General features: G+C 40.2%; 14 protein-coding genes. 9 read left to right on the plus strand and 5 right to left on the minus strand.

The window, feature by feature from the left end; all coding sequences use genetic code 11:
- Positions 1-2: 2 nt before the first annotated feature.
- Positions 3-704, minus strand: a complete 702-nt coding sequence (locus D1164_RS19670) for an RluA family pseudouridine synthase (RefSeq protein WP_172594546.1) — start codon at positions 702-704, stop codon at positions 3-5.
- Positions 705-864: 160 nt separating this feature from the next.
- Here D1164_RS19670 and D1164_RS19675 point away from each other — a divergent pair, with 160 nt between their 5' ends.
- From D1164_RS19675 to D1164_RS19715, 9 genes are all read left to right on the plus strand, one after another.
- Complete coding sequence (locus tag D1164_RS19675; protein ID WP_119351616.1) at positions 865-1,917, plus strand: dipeptide epimerase; 1,053 nt, start codon at positions 865-867, stop codon at positions 1,915-1,917.
- Between the two features lie 270 nt (positions 1,918-2,187).
- A complete protein-coding gene (locus D1164_RS19680) occupies positions 2,188-2,592 on the plus strand; it encodes an energy transducer TonB (RefSeq protein ID WP_119351617.1) in 405 nt (134 codons plus the stop codon).
- Between the two features lie 277 nt (positions 2,593-2,869).
- Positions 2,870-3,484, plus strand: a complete 615-nt coding sequence (locus tag D1164_RS19685) for a hypothetical protein (RefSeq protein ID WP_119351618.1) — start codon at positions 2,870-2,872, stop codon at positions 3,482-3,484.
- The gene (locus tag D1164_RS19690) at positions 3,481-4,029 is read left to right on the plus strand and encodes a hypothetical protein (protein ID WP_119351619.1); all 549 of its coding nucleotides are present in this window, start codon (positions 3,481-3,483) and stop codon (positions 4,027-4,029) included. Before D1164_RS19685 ends, D1164_RS19690 begins: the two co-directional genes overlap by 4 nt.
- Before the next feature lie 84 nt (positions 4,030-4,113).
- Positions 4,114-4,701 carry a Crp/Fnr family transcriptional regulator gene (locus D1164_RS19695; RefSeq protein ID WP_119351620.1) on the plus strand — a complete coding sequence of 196 codons (588 nt, stop codon included), beginning with the start codon at positions 4,114-4,116 and terminating at the stop codon, positions 4,699-4,701.
- Positions 4,702-4,776: 75 nt separating this feature from the next.
- Positions 4,777-5,274 carry a MarR family winged helix-turn-helix transcriptional regulator gene (locus D1164_RS19700; protein WP_119351621.1) on the plus strand — a complete coding sequence of 166 codons (498 nt, stop codon included), beginning with the start codon at positions 4,777-4,779 and terminating at the stop codon, positions 5,272-5,274.
- A gap of 8 nt (positions 5,275-5,282) precedes the next feature.
- Positions 5,283-5,666, plus strand: coding sequence for an SRPBCC family protein (locus tag D1164_RS19705; protein WP_147372237.1), 384 nt, complete (start codon positions 5,283-5,285; stop codon positions 5,664-5,666).
- Between the two features lie 224 nt (positions 5,667-5,890).
- Positions 5,891-6,103: a DUF4287 domain-containing protein gene (locus tag D1164_RS19710; RefSeq protein WP_119351623.1), complete on the plus strand. Its 213-nt coding sequence runs from the start codon at positions 5,891-5,893 to the stop codon at positions 6,101-6,103.
- A 78-nt stretch (positions 6,104-6,181) separates the two neighbouring features.
- The gene (locus tag D1164_RS19715) at positions 6,182-6,382 is read left to right on the plus strand and encodes a hypothetical protein (RefSeq protein ID WP_119351624.1); all 201 of its coding nucleotides are present in this window, start codon (positions 6,182-6,184) and stop codon (positions 6,380-6,382) included.
- A gap of 389 nt (positions 6,383-6,771) precedes the next feature.
- Here D1164_RS19715 and D1164_RS19720 read toward each other — a convergent pair whose 3' ends face one another.
- The 4 genes from D1164_RS19720 to D1164_RS19735 form a co-directional block, all read right to left on the minus strand.
- Complete coding sequence (locus D1164_RS19720; protein ID WP_119351625.1) at positions 6,772-9,702, minus strand: hypothetical protein; 2,931 nt, start codon at positions 9,700-9,702, stop codon at positions 6,772-6,774.
- 63 nt (positions 9,703-9,765) lie between these two features.
- Positions 9,766-10,698 carry a sugar phosphate isomerase/epimerase family protein gene (locus D1164_RS19725; RefSeq protein WP_119351626.1) on the minus strand — a complete coding sequence of 311 codons (933 nt, stop codon included), beginning with the start codon at positions 10,696-10,698 and terminating at the stop codon, positions 9,766-9,768.
- Positions 10,699-10,737: 39 nt separating this feature from the next.
- Positions 10,738-12,009 (minus strand): Gfo/Idh/MocA family protein, encoded by a 1,272-nt coding sequence (locus D1164_RS19730; RefSeq protein WP_119351627.1) that lies wholly within the window; start codon positions 12,007-12,009, stop codon positions 10,738-10,740.
- Between the two features lie 14 nt (positions 12,010-12,023).
- Positions 12,024-13,241: a DUF1284 domain-containing protein gene (locus D1164_RS19735; protein WP_119351628.1), complete on the minus strand. Its 1,218-nt coding sequence runs from the start codon at positions 13,239-13,241 to the stop codon at positions 12,024-12,026.
- Positions 13,242-13,381: the final 140 nt, after the last annotated feature.

Genomic DNA, 13,381 nt, shown 5'->3' on the forward strand with positions numbered 1-13,381 from the left:
ATTCAAATTAAATGACTACAGCCCTCCAACACCTTTTTAAACTCCTCCGGTAGCGGCGAAGTGAATGCCTGTCTCATTTGTGTTCCCGGATGGGTAAATTCCAACGACGCGGCATGTAACAATAGCCTGTTGCTACCGGTTTTTTCCGTAATGATTTTATTCAGCGTAAAGTCACCATGATGGGTATCCCCCACAATATCAAAACGATTGCGGGCAAAATGCTGGCGAATCTGGTGCCAGCGGCCGGTTTCCGGTATTATTTCAACCAGGCTCAGCACAATGCCGGTTTTATCCTTATACGAAATAGCGGTTTCAACCGACTCCAAGGCTTTAAAACGGGTAACAGCCGGCTTTTTAAACTTCGTCTTTTTCTTTACCAGCACTTTGTCGCTGAAAACTCCCTCCCCCGGATTTCCCTGTACTACCGCAACATATTTTTTGGCCACTTCTTTCCGTTCAAACTGCAATGTGAGTTCCTTCGCCACTTCCGGCGAAAAAGCCAGTACAATTACTCCCGATGTTTTTGCATCAAGGCGGTGCACATTGTAAATCCAGCGGCCTGTTAAATCCCCCACCAGTTTGGTAAGGTATGGCGCATCATGAGGCATAAAATCGTTTTTATGCACTGCCAGTCCGACTGGCTTGTCTACTACTATCAACTGTTCGTCCTGAAATAGAACCGGTATTTCAAAATTTCTTTCCACGGATAAAATTTAATTTAATGTCGTCGATGTTTCTGTTTCCCTATCTTTGTTTAAATGAATCCTCGCATCAAAGATTCAAAAAAACAGGATTCAACGAAAGGAATTTTATCAAAATAATATACAACGGGAGTTTGCTACAACCCGTTTAACTTTTTTGAGAATGAAAGGTGTTTATCCAAAGCAAGGCTTAAAATTGACATTTGAACCTTACAGCCTGCAACTGAAACATACATTTACACTGGCCGGCAGTTCCCGTACAACCACACCGGTAATGCTTACAAAAATTGAATGGGAAGGGTTAACCGGCTACGGGGAAGCCTCCATGCCTCCGTACCTCGGAGAAAACCCGGAAACCGCTGCCCGCTTTTTAAGTGCGCTCAATCTGGGGCAGTTTTCCGATCCGTTTCGCATGGAAGAAATTTTAACCTGTGTGGATGAATCCGCTCCCGGAAACACAGCGGCAAAGGCTTCGGTGGATATTGCCCTGCATGATTTGACAGGTAAAATACTGCAACAACCATGGTACAAAATATGGGGGCTCTCTCCTGAAAATACTCCTGACACCTCCTTTACAATCGGAATTGACAAACCCGATATAATTAAACAAAAAACAAAAGAGGCAGCGCCGTATAAACTACTGAAAGTAAAGCTGGGTGGCCCCGACGATTTAAAAATGATTGAAACCATTCGCTCGGTTACCGACAGACCGCTCTGTGTGGATGTGAACCAGGGATGGAACGACAGGGAGCAGGCGCTGGAAATGATTCACTGGCTGAGCGAAAGAGGAGTTCAGTTTATAGAACAGCCTTTGCCCAAAGAGCAGGAAGAGGATCATGCCTGGTTAACTGAATATTCGCCGCTTCCCATCATTGCCGACGAAGCGGTGCAGCGCCTTTGTGATGTACAGAAAACCGTTGGCGTTTATTCCGGAATCAATATTAAACTGATGAAATGTACCGGTATGCGGGAAGCACACAAAATGATTACCCTGGCACGGGCCAATCATTTACGGGTAATGATTGGCTGCATGACCGAAACCTCCTGCGCCGTTTCAGCAGCAGCCCAGCTTTCACCACAGGCTGAGTGGGCCGACCTGGACGGCAACCTGCTCATCTCAAATGATCCTTTTGAAGGAGTAAAAATAGTTGATGGAAAAATTACGCTGAATGATGAGCCGGGGATTGGCATAAAAGAAATCCGCCACATATTTTGAATGAAAAGTGTCCCCCTCTGGCGCAGTTTTGTAAACTGTGCCTCAGACTGCAAGGCTAAACAAAAAATAAAGAAAAGACGTACGTTTCGTTTTACCTCTTTTTCATTTTAAATTTGGTAAAACTTAAGTTTGTAAGGACGAATTTGATACATTTTGTATGAATAGGTTTTTTGTTTTCAACAAAAAGGTACCGATTGTAAATCGGCACCAGCGAGGGTCATATCCAGCTTATCCGAGTCGTTTTTAATGGATTTATAAAATACCAGGAAGATGATAAGAATTTATATATTGACTTTTTTGTTCTTATTTGCAAATTTTGCTAATGGACAGATTGCAGATAGTACAGAAATTAATATGGTTACCTTTATTGAGGAACCTCCATTATTTAAGGGTGATTTGAAAGAGTTTATTCAAAGCAAATTAGAATATCCATTGAATGCTAAAAAGGATACTGTCGAAGGAACTATTGTAATTTCCTTTAAAATAGATACTTTAGGTTTAACTATCAATCACAAGGTTGTTAAAGGAATCAGAGAAGATTTGAATAATGAAGCTCTTAGGGTTGCAAAACTAATTAAATTTAATAGACCGGCATTGCAAAAAGGAAGACCAATAGAAGTAGAATATACTGTTCCGGTTGTATTCGATTTAAGATGCTTAAAAAAATGTAGATAATAATAATAGTCCCCCAGCTAGAGTGGGTTTGTGACCCGTGCCTTGTTTTATAAAAGCAATAGTATTTGCCCTAACGGGCAAGGCACAAATTATAAATTTGTGCCTGCGAGGGAATTCTGCTTACAATGTATTACGAGATTTTGAAAAAAGAAGATTATTTCATACCTTTTAATCCGAAATAAGAAAAAGTTCTTTTCCCCACTTTGACGAGGAGAGATTCTACAGGAAAATCACATGTATGAATAATAAAAAACTTTATTCCTAGATTTTTTTAACGATGCAGTTAATTCAAAATCTTATCTCAAAGTTCAGGAATGCGGATGGCGATCCAACAAAGCAAGTTATCGATTTGATTGTATTTGCTGGTTACTTTTCCTTTTGTCTTTACGCTGGTGGTGTAGCATACAGTTCAAGTTATAATGATTATTTTTCAATGCAAACACCAATTAATATAAAGGATTCATACACTGCTGTAAAGTTTGCGACTCATGTTCTTGCTTCCGGTTGGTATTGGTTGGCTTCTTCAGTATACATACTTCTTTTTATTCTTCTATACTACTCTTGCAGATATGCATGGAAACCCTGGATTGGATATTTTGTAATGAGCTTATTGTTCTATTCTACCTTTTTAATTTGTGCGGCAATTGGCAACACCAAAGGGAAAAGGGATGCAATAAGGGATGGATTAAAGGATTCTACTAGTTTACCAGTTGTAAAATTATACAGCACAGACAATTCAGGAACAAACTATGCAGATGGAAACTATCATTTACTTTTTTCTGATGATGAAAGGTTTTACATTTTTGAGCCGGCGGGCGTAGAAGGCTCTGTAATTCAAATAATTGTTGTTAGCAGAAAGAATATTAATTATCATGAAATTACAGTAAAATGAAAAAGATTATACAACTTTTGAGTATTACTATTTTTTGCAGCACCGGATTTTGTTATGCCGACATAATAAAATTTGAAACAAATGACTGGTCTGATAAACGTCCGTTAGTTTGGACAGGAACACTAAAAAAAATTGATCCTGAGAGCAATTTGGTTTATTTTGAGTATAAAATGAAAGATAAAATTAGGGCATTTCAAGTTCATATAACCAGAATTTATTCATTAACCATTGATAGCCAGGATCGGGTAGATAAGCCATTGCCCGAAACAAGACAAAATTTATCAACTCCCCTACCGTCCAATCCGCATTCAAAACGCATATTGGAATTGTCTAACCAAAATTTTGTAACAGAAGATATTCCCGGGGATGTCAAAGTTCGGCCGGATAGAGAAAAACTAAAAAGCGGAGGTAATCTAAAAATTTACCTTAATGGAAACGTTGTATCAGCTAATCTTCAAAAAGTTGTTTTAATGGCAAGAGCAGCAAATAGAAGTCAGCAATCCTTTGAAATTCAACGTTCTGATTTAATAAAGTGGATTCGGTAATATATTAACGATGGATTCCTGTTTGTGTCTAATTACAATAGTTTTAATACTTCAGATGCCCTCAGTTGGTTATTAAAAGAAATTATGTCTCCCGAATTTAGAACATATCAAGACTATCTTTCCTCTTTTGATATAAAAGTAAGTGATCTTTTAGGTAACTTTTTTAATCATCTTTCAATTTTAAAACTGAAGAAAAACAATATTTATCTATCTGAAAACACAATACCTAATGAATTGGGTTTTATTGTTAACGGATTGATGCGTTCCTACATTATTGATGAAAACGGAAACGAAAGAACGATTAACTTTTTCACTGAATTAAATTATGTAGGAGACTATCAGTCCCTTATAAGTAAGACGCCTACTATGTACGTCTTTCAATGTTTGGAAAATACTACGCTTATTCAAATTCCTTATACTGCACTAGAAGAAGGATACAACCAAAATCCGGTTCTCGAAAAACATGGAAGGATATTGGCCGAGAAAAAACTATCGATGCAAAATAACCGCATAAAAACTTTTCTTACCCAAACAGCTGAACAACGTTACCTTTCTTTTATCCGGAAAAACCCCGGACTTTTCAACAGAATTTCCCTCACTCACCTAAGTAGTTATTTAGGTATAGAAAGACAATCACTTACCCGAATCAGAAAAAAGTTAGCATCATTTTGATTTTGGCACATTTGTGTCATGCATTTACCTACTGAAAGATAAATCTTTGCATTTTAAAATCTAAAAAATAAAAAAATGTTTAGAAACTCAGTTTATGGTTTAGCGGCTCTCATTGCGATAATTGGCTTAACTGGAAATAAAAACCAAAATACAGAACAAAACCAAAAGCCGCCGGTGCATATTGGCTATTATCTTAAAACGTTGGATAACCTGCTAACAGAACATATAGATCGAATGCATGCAGCAAATGGATTGACCAGGGCAGAATGGCAAATATTAAATAGCATTTATTGCACACCAAATATTGACACTGCGATTTTAGTTGATATTGTAAAAGAATTTACGGATATCGTAACTGCTCATAAGCTAATAAGTAATTTAATCAAAAAGGAATTGGTTACAGGACACAAATTCCTGAAACTGACTGGAAAAGGGAGAAAGTGCTACAATATGGTTTTTGAAATGCAAAAAGCATTCAGGCGACGAGTAGCGAAAGGTATTTCTCAGAGTGAATACGAACAGGTAATCAGAACTTTGGATAAAATGATTAAGAACCTAACAGTTGATAAATAATAATGAAAATGATTATTCTAAAATTAATTACAGTCTTAATCGCAATAATTGCAGTAGTCTGTGTCATAACAATCTTTACAAAGAAAAAGTACAATATTAAAAGAGAATTGGTTGTAAATGCACCTCAAAAAAAAGTATATGATTATGTGCGAATGCATAAAAATCAAAAGTATTTTAACCATTGGCTTAGTTTCGATCCTAATACAAAAATAGAAATTACGGGTAGTGAAGATGGTACACCAGGGGCTACATTTCATTTTGAAAGTAGTCATAAAAAAGTTGGCACTGGTGAATGGGAAAATGTAGCCATGAACCCAAATGAGAGAATTGATTTAGAATTAAGGTTTCTAAAGCCTTATCTATTTACAGCTACAAGGGAGTATTCAGTTTAAATCTCAATCAGAAAACAAAACAAAAATAGTTTGGGATTATCATAGTGGAATGGATTGGCCTAAAAATTTTATGCTTTTAATAATAGATATGGATAAAATAATAGGACAAGATATTGAATCCACTTTGCAAAAAATAAAAACCAATCTAGAAAGCCAATGATTTCCAACTATTCTTAAATAGCAAAGATCATTATGTATGACTAATAAATTGAAAACTAAAAGTTATGTCATTTCAAGCGTATATAGATAATATTCAAAAGAAAACAGGAAAAACACCCGCGGATTTTAAAGAGCTGGCAACAAAAAAAGGATTCCTGAAAGACGGTAACCTTGTAGTAAAAGCAACTGAGATTACCAATTGGCTGAAAGAAGAATTTAAACTGGGTCATGGACATGCGATGGCAGTTTATGCCACATTCAAAGGGAAAACCAAATAAGCAGAAACCCTTTGCTAACACGGATCCGCAACGCGTGCCTTGCTACTGATAATCAAATAACATAAACTTTTGATTCGCATGAAAAATAGTATTGTAAAAAATAACGTGTCTTTTGGTGAGAAGGAATTGGAGGAAGCCTTGGTGGCTTTAACCTCTTTAATCGATAAATGTGAGAAAGCTAAAGATAAGCTGGAACAAAGTTCTTCCCAGCAAACTTTGCTAAAAAGACGTATTAAAGCATTGCAAATTGCGGTTAGCTTGATTAAAGAGAAAATTTAGTACTGCAATCCACTTCCCAAAAGGTACCGATTGCAAATAGGCAGCAGCAAGGCCTTTCGGCAGCTTTTTGTTTTGAGAAATGTTCTTATCCCCTCGGAACTTAAAGCCATCCCCCGTGTACGCAGGAATTTCCCCTCGGGACACAGGAAAATCCCCAAAGTACCCAAAGAAAGTCACAAGGGGAAAAGGCTTTTCCCCTTGTGACCCGGGGCGGGTCATTAGGGGCGAAAGGAAATCCCCTGTGTTCCGGCCCATATCCCCCCGGGAAAATAGCCAGGTCCCCATGTATTTGCGTAGGGTAACAGGTTCACCGTGAGAAAGTATAACTGTAATTTCATAATTACTTTAATCAATTTTGTTTTGTTGAAAACCAGTTTATTTCTGAAGTATCAGTTCTTTTCATTTTTCAACAAAGGCTCTCCTTCTCCAATTATAGTTACCTGAAATCGGGAATGAATACCATTAACATTTTCGTATGTAAATGATATATCATTATTTCCCTTCTGAAATTCAGGTATTTCCCCTTTCAACCTAATCTCCTGAATCAATTCGCCTTTAGCACCATACAACTTACAATCGCCTTGTGACAACATCTCAATGTACATACCGGATTCCATTTCCACCGGAAAAACAATTTTTTCTTCACCTATTATTACAGTAGGATTTTTGACAGTATTTGGAATCATTGGCAATGCCTTTATTGCCCCAATCCGGCAGCTTACTTCCTTATCTTTGGGGAGGTTATTATACCACAACTGCAGTTTGTCGACGCGTCCAAAGTCTACTTTATAGAAATAAGAATTATATACATTAAAATATTCGTCAGGCCATATATAATCATTAAACCTGGACGACTCTATTTCCACCAGTTCAAAATATCTCCAGCCTGTAAAATCAATTTTAATAAAATGGTCTCCTCTTGCCCCCATCGAAATATACTGTGGGCTCTCTATTCTTAAATTTAACAACTCTCCTTTGCCATCCCCTTTTACCCATACTCCCAGTGCCTGGTTATTTTCCAGATTAAGCCAGGGATCAAATTTCTTTTCCATTTTCAGCCAGGAACCCTCCTGCGGTGATTCTCCCTTACTGGTTGCATTAAAAAGCCCCACCGGGCCCACGTGTCCAGCATTTTTTTCTGCAGATTCTTCTATCCTTCCGGTTACTCCTTTTGCGTTCCCCTTTTGATTAAACTCTTTCGGAGAAGAAAATTCAGCCAAAAGGATATTGTCATCGTCATCAAAAGCTTTGACAGACATCAATAATTCAATCCTTAATTTCACCGGCTGGCTTTCAAACTTATTACACACTTCCCATTTGGCTGACTGGGGGTTTGCCCCTTCAACCTTGTGTTTTTGGTAAGTTACAGGTTTAAAATTCCATCCCCCGCCCTCTTCCCGGAACAGGGTAAATTCTTCACCCGGCTGGCGGAGGAGGGAACGTATGCTGTCATTAAAATAATTTTTATGGCGTAACTCTTCATATTGTTTTATAATGGGGGTCAACCTCCCAAACAATGGGTACTCCTTCAATGTTTTATCGTCAACACCACCAAGCATTGATAACCCTGCATTATTCCCTATCATTTTGCAACAAAGGTACTCGATATCGTCAGGGAAAGTGGGCTCAGTTTGTGGAGGGTCCCATGTATAATTTTTCCACCATCCTAAATGCAGCGGCAAAAGGAGCCTGCCATTTTCTGCAGGGGCAAGTTTATTAATTACGGGTGTATGGCCCATCCATTCGCCATGGCGGGGGTCGTCCGATTTTATTGCCGCCAGGTGGATATCAATGAACCTTTTGTATCCCCTTGTTGGCCTGTCCCAGGCCTGCCACCGGGAGCTATAATGCCAGTAATGGTGGGGCATATCGCACATCTCCATCCCAACAGGCTTTTTAAGGTTGCGGGCTACCTCAAATATAAACTTTGTTCCGTAATACCAGGCATTCTCTTTTCCTGCAAGCAGATCGTTCCCGTCAATCGCGTCAAAGTATAAGCCGTCGAAACCACATTCGTCGGTAATTTCGGCTGTCCTTTTTGCGATGCTCCTAAATAATGGTGTTTCAGGCCCGGGGACAAACAGGCCAAACATCTCCCTCAGGTGATATGCTTTTTCATTAACAGGATGAGTGGTCACTTGTGTACCGGATACTCCCCTTGTCAATCCTTTAAATTTATACGGATATGTTGGTGTAACCTCATTGAATTCAATCAGTTCATTGCCAACATGAAGCGTCCGGCTGTTTCGGACAAAATACCCTGTCACAGGGGAAACATCACTCGTTGATTCTTTAACAACAATCTCATCATCATCAGGCCCCAGCGGTTCTGCCAATGTAAAAGAACTAAAATATCCAAGGTCTTCGCTTGGTACCGGTGTTACATATTTCGAGCTTTTGTCAATAAAAAAGGTATATGTGAGTAAAATGGATGAGATACCTGCTTCATGGAGTTTGTCATTTATCCGCTTAAAACTTTGCCATCCATCAGGCCACTTTGCCCTGTCAAGTTCGAATTCACCATGTTTATAGAACTCTCCGCCTCCGTGAATAATAACCTGGTTGAAACCAAGTTCCCGGCACTGCTTGATTGTTTCATCAACCGTTTTTTCCGTCAGGCTCCCAAAATCCATAAGGTACGAGCCATACCCCTCCTTCTCCAGTTGGGCCCATGCCCCTCCTTTATCTGAAAAAGGGATATCTTCAGCGTTTCGTATAACACCCCGGATAGACGGTAGTATTTCCTCCATGGGTACACCCAGCATGGCTGCTTCGGCGCCTTCCATACCAAACCGTTTGTAACAGGCTGCCCACAAATGGTCCTGTAATGCAGGCAACTGCCTTACATGGGTAAAAAGGTTCATCGACAGCACACAGGCAGCAAAAGGCTCCCAGGGCATTGCCTCCAGCTTTAAAGGGACATTCACAAAAGTAAGTGATTCCGCATCTCCCGTTACAGATAATACTTCGAATACAAGCCGGTCATTTTCCTTTACCAAATTTATTTCAGCAGTTACTCCAGCATCGCCAAATCCATATATAAGTTTGCCCCCTTGTACTGAAACCGATGACACATAATATTCCTTGCCACTTTGTTTGACATAAGCACAATATGAAACAGTGTCTGCATTAAGGTAGTCAATACCTGATGTTTTATCAATAAAACTCAGGTTCTTTCCTGAAGAGCTAATCTCATATTTAAAACCATTACTTTCCAGTACAATATTATTTTTGCTATGGTGGTTGAATGAAAAAAATGCCAGTGACAAAATAACTGCATTCATGCCGGTAAACCCCCACCTGTTTTTTATCCAATTCATAATGAAATCAATTTTATTTCGCGATAGTGCGACTTATTAAATAGTATATCACACATTTTCCCTTTAACTCAAAATCAGTGTTTCGATATATTTTTTTGTTTGAAGGATGTATTCTGTACGGTCACCGGACAGTTCACACTCAATAATGTAAGCTCCTTTAAAATCATTTTCTTTAAGAAGCCGAACCATTCCGGGAAAGTCTACCTCACCTTCAGGTACGGGAACTTCTTTTCCCAATTTGTTAGGATCTGTCGGATAAAGACCATCTTTAATGTGAAGGGCCCTTACATATTTTATCAATATTTTTAGCCCGTCGCAGGGGTTTGCTTTACCATACATTACCAAATTTGCAGGATCAAGGTTGACGTATAAATTGCCGGTACCGATATCTTCTATTGCTCTCAACAAAGTTATCGGGGTCTCCTGTCCGGTTTCAAAATAGAGGTCGATGTTTTTATTTACCCCGTATTCCCCCACTTTCCTCATAGCTTTCACAAATTCCAGGTAAAGAATATCCCTGGGGTCTTCGGGGATGAAACCGAAATGTGCATGCACCGCGGGAATCCCCGTTTCCACACAGAAGTCAATTCCCTTGTACAATCGTTCAATCCGTTCCTCACGATATTCCCGCGGAACTAGTCCAATGGTAGAAGGCCCTTCGTCCAGGGACCATATGTATGGGCCCGGCCCCATACATATAAGGGTATTGGGTTGTATTTGGTATTTGCCGAGATTGTCGGAAAGCCTTTTTGCCAACTCCGGGGAATATTCAGATATCCCAAGCTGGCATGTAGTAAATCCCATATTACTAATTCTTTTTATATCTTCTTCAGGGTTATTTCCCGAAGTTATAATACCAATCGGATTATCACCTGAGGTAAATGAACGGCCATTTTTCTTGTCCTTGTTTTCAATCCAGCTAACTGCTGTTGAAAAAGCCGGCATTGCTGCGGCCATTCCTGTTGCAAGTAAAAATTTCCTTCTATTAATTGCCATAGTTACAAGAATTATTTTGTTTTTTAATTTCTTCTAAACCTATTTTTTAAACTGCGACAGGTCTAAACCTGTTTCCAGTTTTTCATTTGAAGCATATACCTCATCCCAGTTGAGGCTTTCTCCTGAAATAGCCGCATTTCTTCCCACAATAGCTGAAAGAGTGGATGTAGCCCCCTGTTTGGCTTCATTGAGGTAATTGCCCGATTCAATACTTTCGATAAAAGCAATCTCCTTATTGGCATCAGCATCACTGAGGGAGGACAGGAATACTCCGGCCTGTCTTTGTTTTTCGTCAGGTAAAACATTTTCACATCTCTGAATCCCTGAATCCCATTTATTCCTACCCTCAATAAAAACGCCTCCCGTATAATGTGCTTCAGCTATTCCTTCTGTACCGATAAAGCGTGCGCAAACATCCCCGAATTGTGGCCCTGCCTGTGTTGAATGCATCGAAACATTTATATTGCCCGGATACCGGTACAAAACCTGGAAGTTACTCCAGGCATCTCCAAAATCAGGGGCTCCTTTCACTCCTCCAATACCCATTGCACTTTGTGGATTCGATTTCAAAACCCAATTAAAAACATCTAACATGTGGATGCCCTGATCCAACAATATGCCACCGGATAATGCCCTGAAATGGAAATGATTTCTTATCCGGGCTTCATCCTCGGAAATTCCCTCTTTTTTTATTATTGGGATTCCCAAAGAAAAATAATGGAGTTCTCCGCTGATTAAGTCCCCAATATCTCCCCGTTGGATTCGTTTTACCATTTCAACATATGGCGAAGCATGTCGGATTTGAAATCCGATAGCGATGCTTATTTTACCGTCATAATCATCCCCAACACGTTGAACCCTTTTACAACCTGCAACATCAGGAGCCACCGGCTTCTCGCAATAGACATGTTTTCCTGCCCTGGCAGCTGCCAACAAAAAATCAGGATGAGTATAGGCAGGTGATGAAATTAATACGGCATCAACTTGATTATTGCTTAACAATTGTTCGTACGCTTTAAACCCCACATAGGTTGAGGATTGCTCAATTCCAGGCAGCCCCTTACTTCTGTTCTGTTCATCCAGTCTTTTTTGGGAAAACTCAAGCCTGTCCCTGAACAAATCAGCCATAGCAAAAATGTGGGTATTCGTGTGCTTCGCCATGGAAGTAATAACGGCTGTCCCCCTGTTTCCGCAACCTATAATCCCCACTCTGACAGCCGAGTTGATTTTAGTACCAAAAGCTATGGACGGGCTTAGAACAGTAAAAGTTGATATTACAGTTGTATTCTTAAAAAAAGTTCTGCGTTTCATTTTTATCTCTTTTATTAGCTGTTGTCATCCAGAGTTACCCCAAATTCCTTTGCCAGCAGTTTCCTTCCTTCTACATATTCCGGCAGGCTTTCTGAATGGTGCCCGCATTCATCGTCCCATACCGAGGGCGCTTCCACCCCGTGCGAGATAGTCCCGCATATTGGAGCAGTACTGGGTATACGCTCTATTATCCTCCGGTACAACTCCTGTGCATTTATCACATCCCCATAAGCAAGTTCCAGTTTATGAAGTACCCTTACATCGCGGAGCTGGCTGGTTAAACCGGCACGACCTTTTACGTTGTAACAGGCTCCATATTTGTTCATGCTGGGACACGGAGCACACATCATCCAGTCGGCGGCTTCTGCAATCCTTATTTTTGCATCCGGTTTTTTCAGGATATACTGGAGCATCTCAGGCAGGTTATCGGTCTCAAAAGGAGGCCTTTCTCCCAACCCGTATTGACATATTGCACACAGTAAAATATGGGGCCTCACACTAATTGCTTCCGCTTTATACATTGCCCGGATTGACTCTTCCTTTGCTTGGGACCTTTCCTCTTTTGTCCTGGGGATAATTATCGCACCCTGCGTCCCGGCCAGGTCTGATTCCGAAAAATCCAGCCGGGTATTCCAACCCGGTACAGCATACCGCAGGCTAATCTCACGCCCTTTTTCATAATACCCGGAATTTGCCTTCGGACATCCCTTACATGAATCTGAAGCCATATCCCCACAATCACAAATCCCGGTTGGGCTTTCTATCCTGTCCCATATCCTGTGTAAAACTATCCTGGCGGGTAAAATAACCCCCGGAGGCAGGTCAATCCGTTGCAAAATCTCCAGGTCCCGTTTCCTGTTGAACTCAAAACTTCCATGGGTGTCTTCTGAAGTATCCGGATCCTGGTAAGCAAAAATATCCCCGGCATTACATACCAGTGTTACCGGAATATCCGGGTTTTCCCTGATTTGTTTTATTTTATCGCAATCCTTTTCTGTGTGGCCTTCCCCAATCCGGCAGATGGCGCACAGAAGCTGGAATGGACGTAATGCAACACGTGCTATTGGTGCTTCTCCACTATGTGGCTTAGACATCATACAGGATGTTGCCATTCCTGCTGTCCCCACTGCCAGCAGGCTGCTGCATGCTGCCGAGCCTGAAATAAATTTGCGGCGGCTTAAGCCTTTTCTTTCATTTTCCATAACATTCAGTTTATTTAATTTTTTTATCATCACTTAATTTTCGAAAACGACCAGTGAATACCCCTTACATTTTGGTACCGTCACTTCGATATAATCATCAACCTGTTTAAAGGGAAGGGATTTTTTCTCGGGCGCCAGGTAAACCCGTTTGGGACGGGCCCCGTCATTCC

The sequence above is a fragment of the Mariniphaga sediminis genome, from assembly GCF_003573545.1.
GTDB classification, from domain to species: domain Bacteria; phylum Bacteroidota; class Bacteroidia; order Bacteroidales; family Prolixibacteraceae; genus Mariniphaga; species Mariniphaga sediminis.

What these genes read in the sequence shown, in the direction of transcription:
- D1164_RS19675 (WP_119351616.1), top strand. Translation starts at nt 865, where the DNA reads ATGAAAGGTGTTTATCCAAAGCAAGGCTTAAAATTGACATTTGAACCT.
- D1164_RS19680 (WP_119351617.1), top strand. Translation starts at nt 2,188, where the DNA reads ATGATAAGAATTTATATATTGACTTTTTTGTTCTTATTTGCAAATTTT.
- D1164_RS19685 (WP_119351618.1), top strand. Translation starts at nt 2,870, where the DNA reads ATGCAGTTAATTCAAAATCTTATCTCAAAGTTCAGGAATGCGGATGGC.
- D1164_RS19690 (WP_119351619.1), top strand. Translation starts at nt 3,481, where the DNA reads ATGAAAAAGATTATACAACTTTTGAGTATTACTATTTTTTGCAGCACC.
- D1164_RS19695 (WP_119351620.1), top strand. Translation starts at nt 4,114, where the DNA reads ATGTCTCCCGAATTTAGAACATATCAAGACTATCTTTCCTCTTTTGAT.
- D1164_RS19700 (WP_119351621.1), top strand. Translation starts at nt 4,777, where the DNA reads ATGTTTAGAAACTCAGTTTATGGTTTAGCGGCTCTCATTGCGATAATT.
- D1164_RS19705 (WP_147372237.1), top strand. Translation starts at nt 5,283, where the DNA reads ATGATTATTCTAAAATTAATTACAGTCTTAATCGCAATAATTGCAGTA.
- D1164_RS19710 (WP_119351623.1), top strand. Translation starts at nt 5,891, where the DNA reads ATGTCATTTCAAGCGTATATAGATAATATTCAAAAGAAAACAGGAAAA.
- D1164_RS19715 (WP_119351624.1), top strand. Translation starts at nt 6,182, where the DNA reads ATGAAAAATAGTATTGTAAAAAATAACGTGTCTTTTGGTGAGAAGGAA.
- D1164_RS19720 (WP_119351625.1), bottom strand. Translation starts at nt 9,702, where the DNA reads ATGAATTGGATAAAAAACAGGTGGGGGTTTACCGGCATGAATGCAGTT.
- D1164_RS19725 (WP_119351626.1), bottom strand. Translation starts at nt 10,698, where the DNA reads ATGGCAATTAATAGAAGGAAATTTTTACTTGCAACAGGAATGGCCGCA.
- D1164_RS19730 (WP_119351627.1), bottom strand. Translation starts at nt 12,009, where the DNA reads ATGAAACGCAGAACTTTTTTTAAGAATACAACTGTAATATCAACTTTT.
- D1164_RS19735 (WP_119351628.1), bottom strand. Translation starts at nt 13,241, where the DNA reads ATGATAAAAAAATTAAATAAACTGAATGTTATGGAAAATGAAAGAAAA.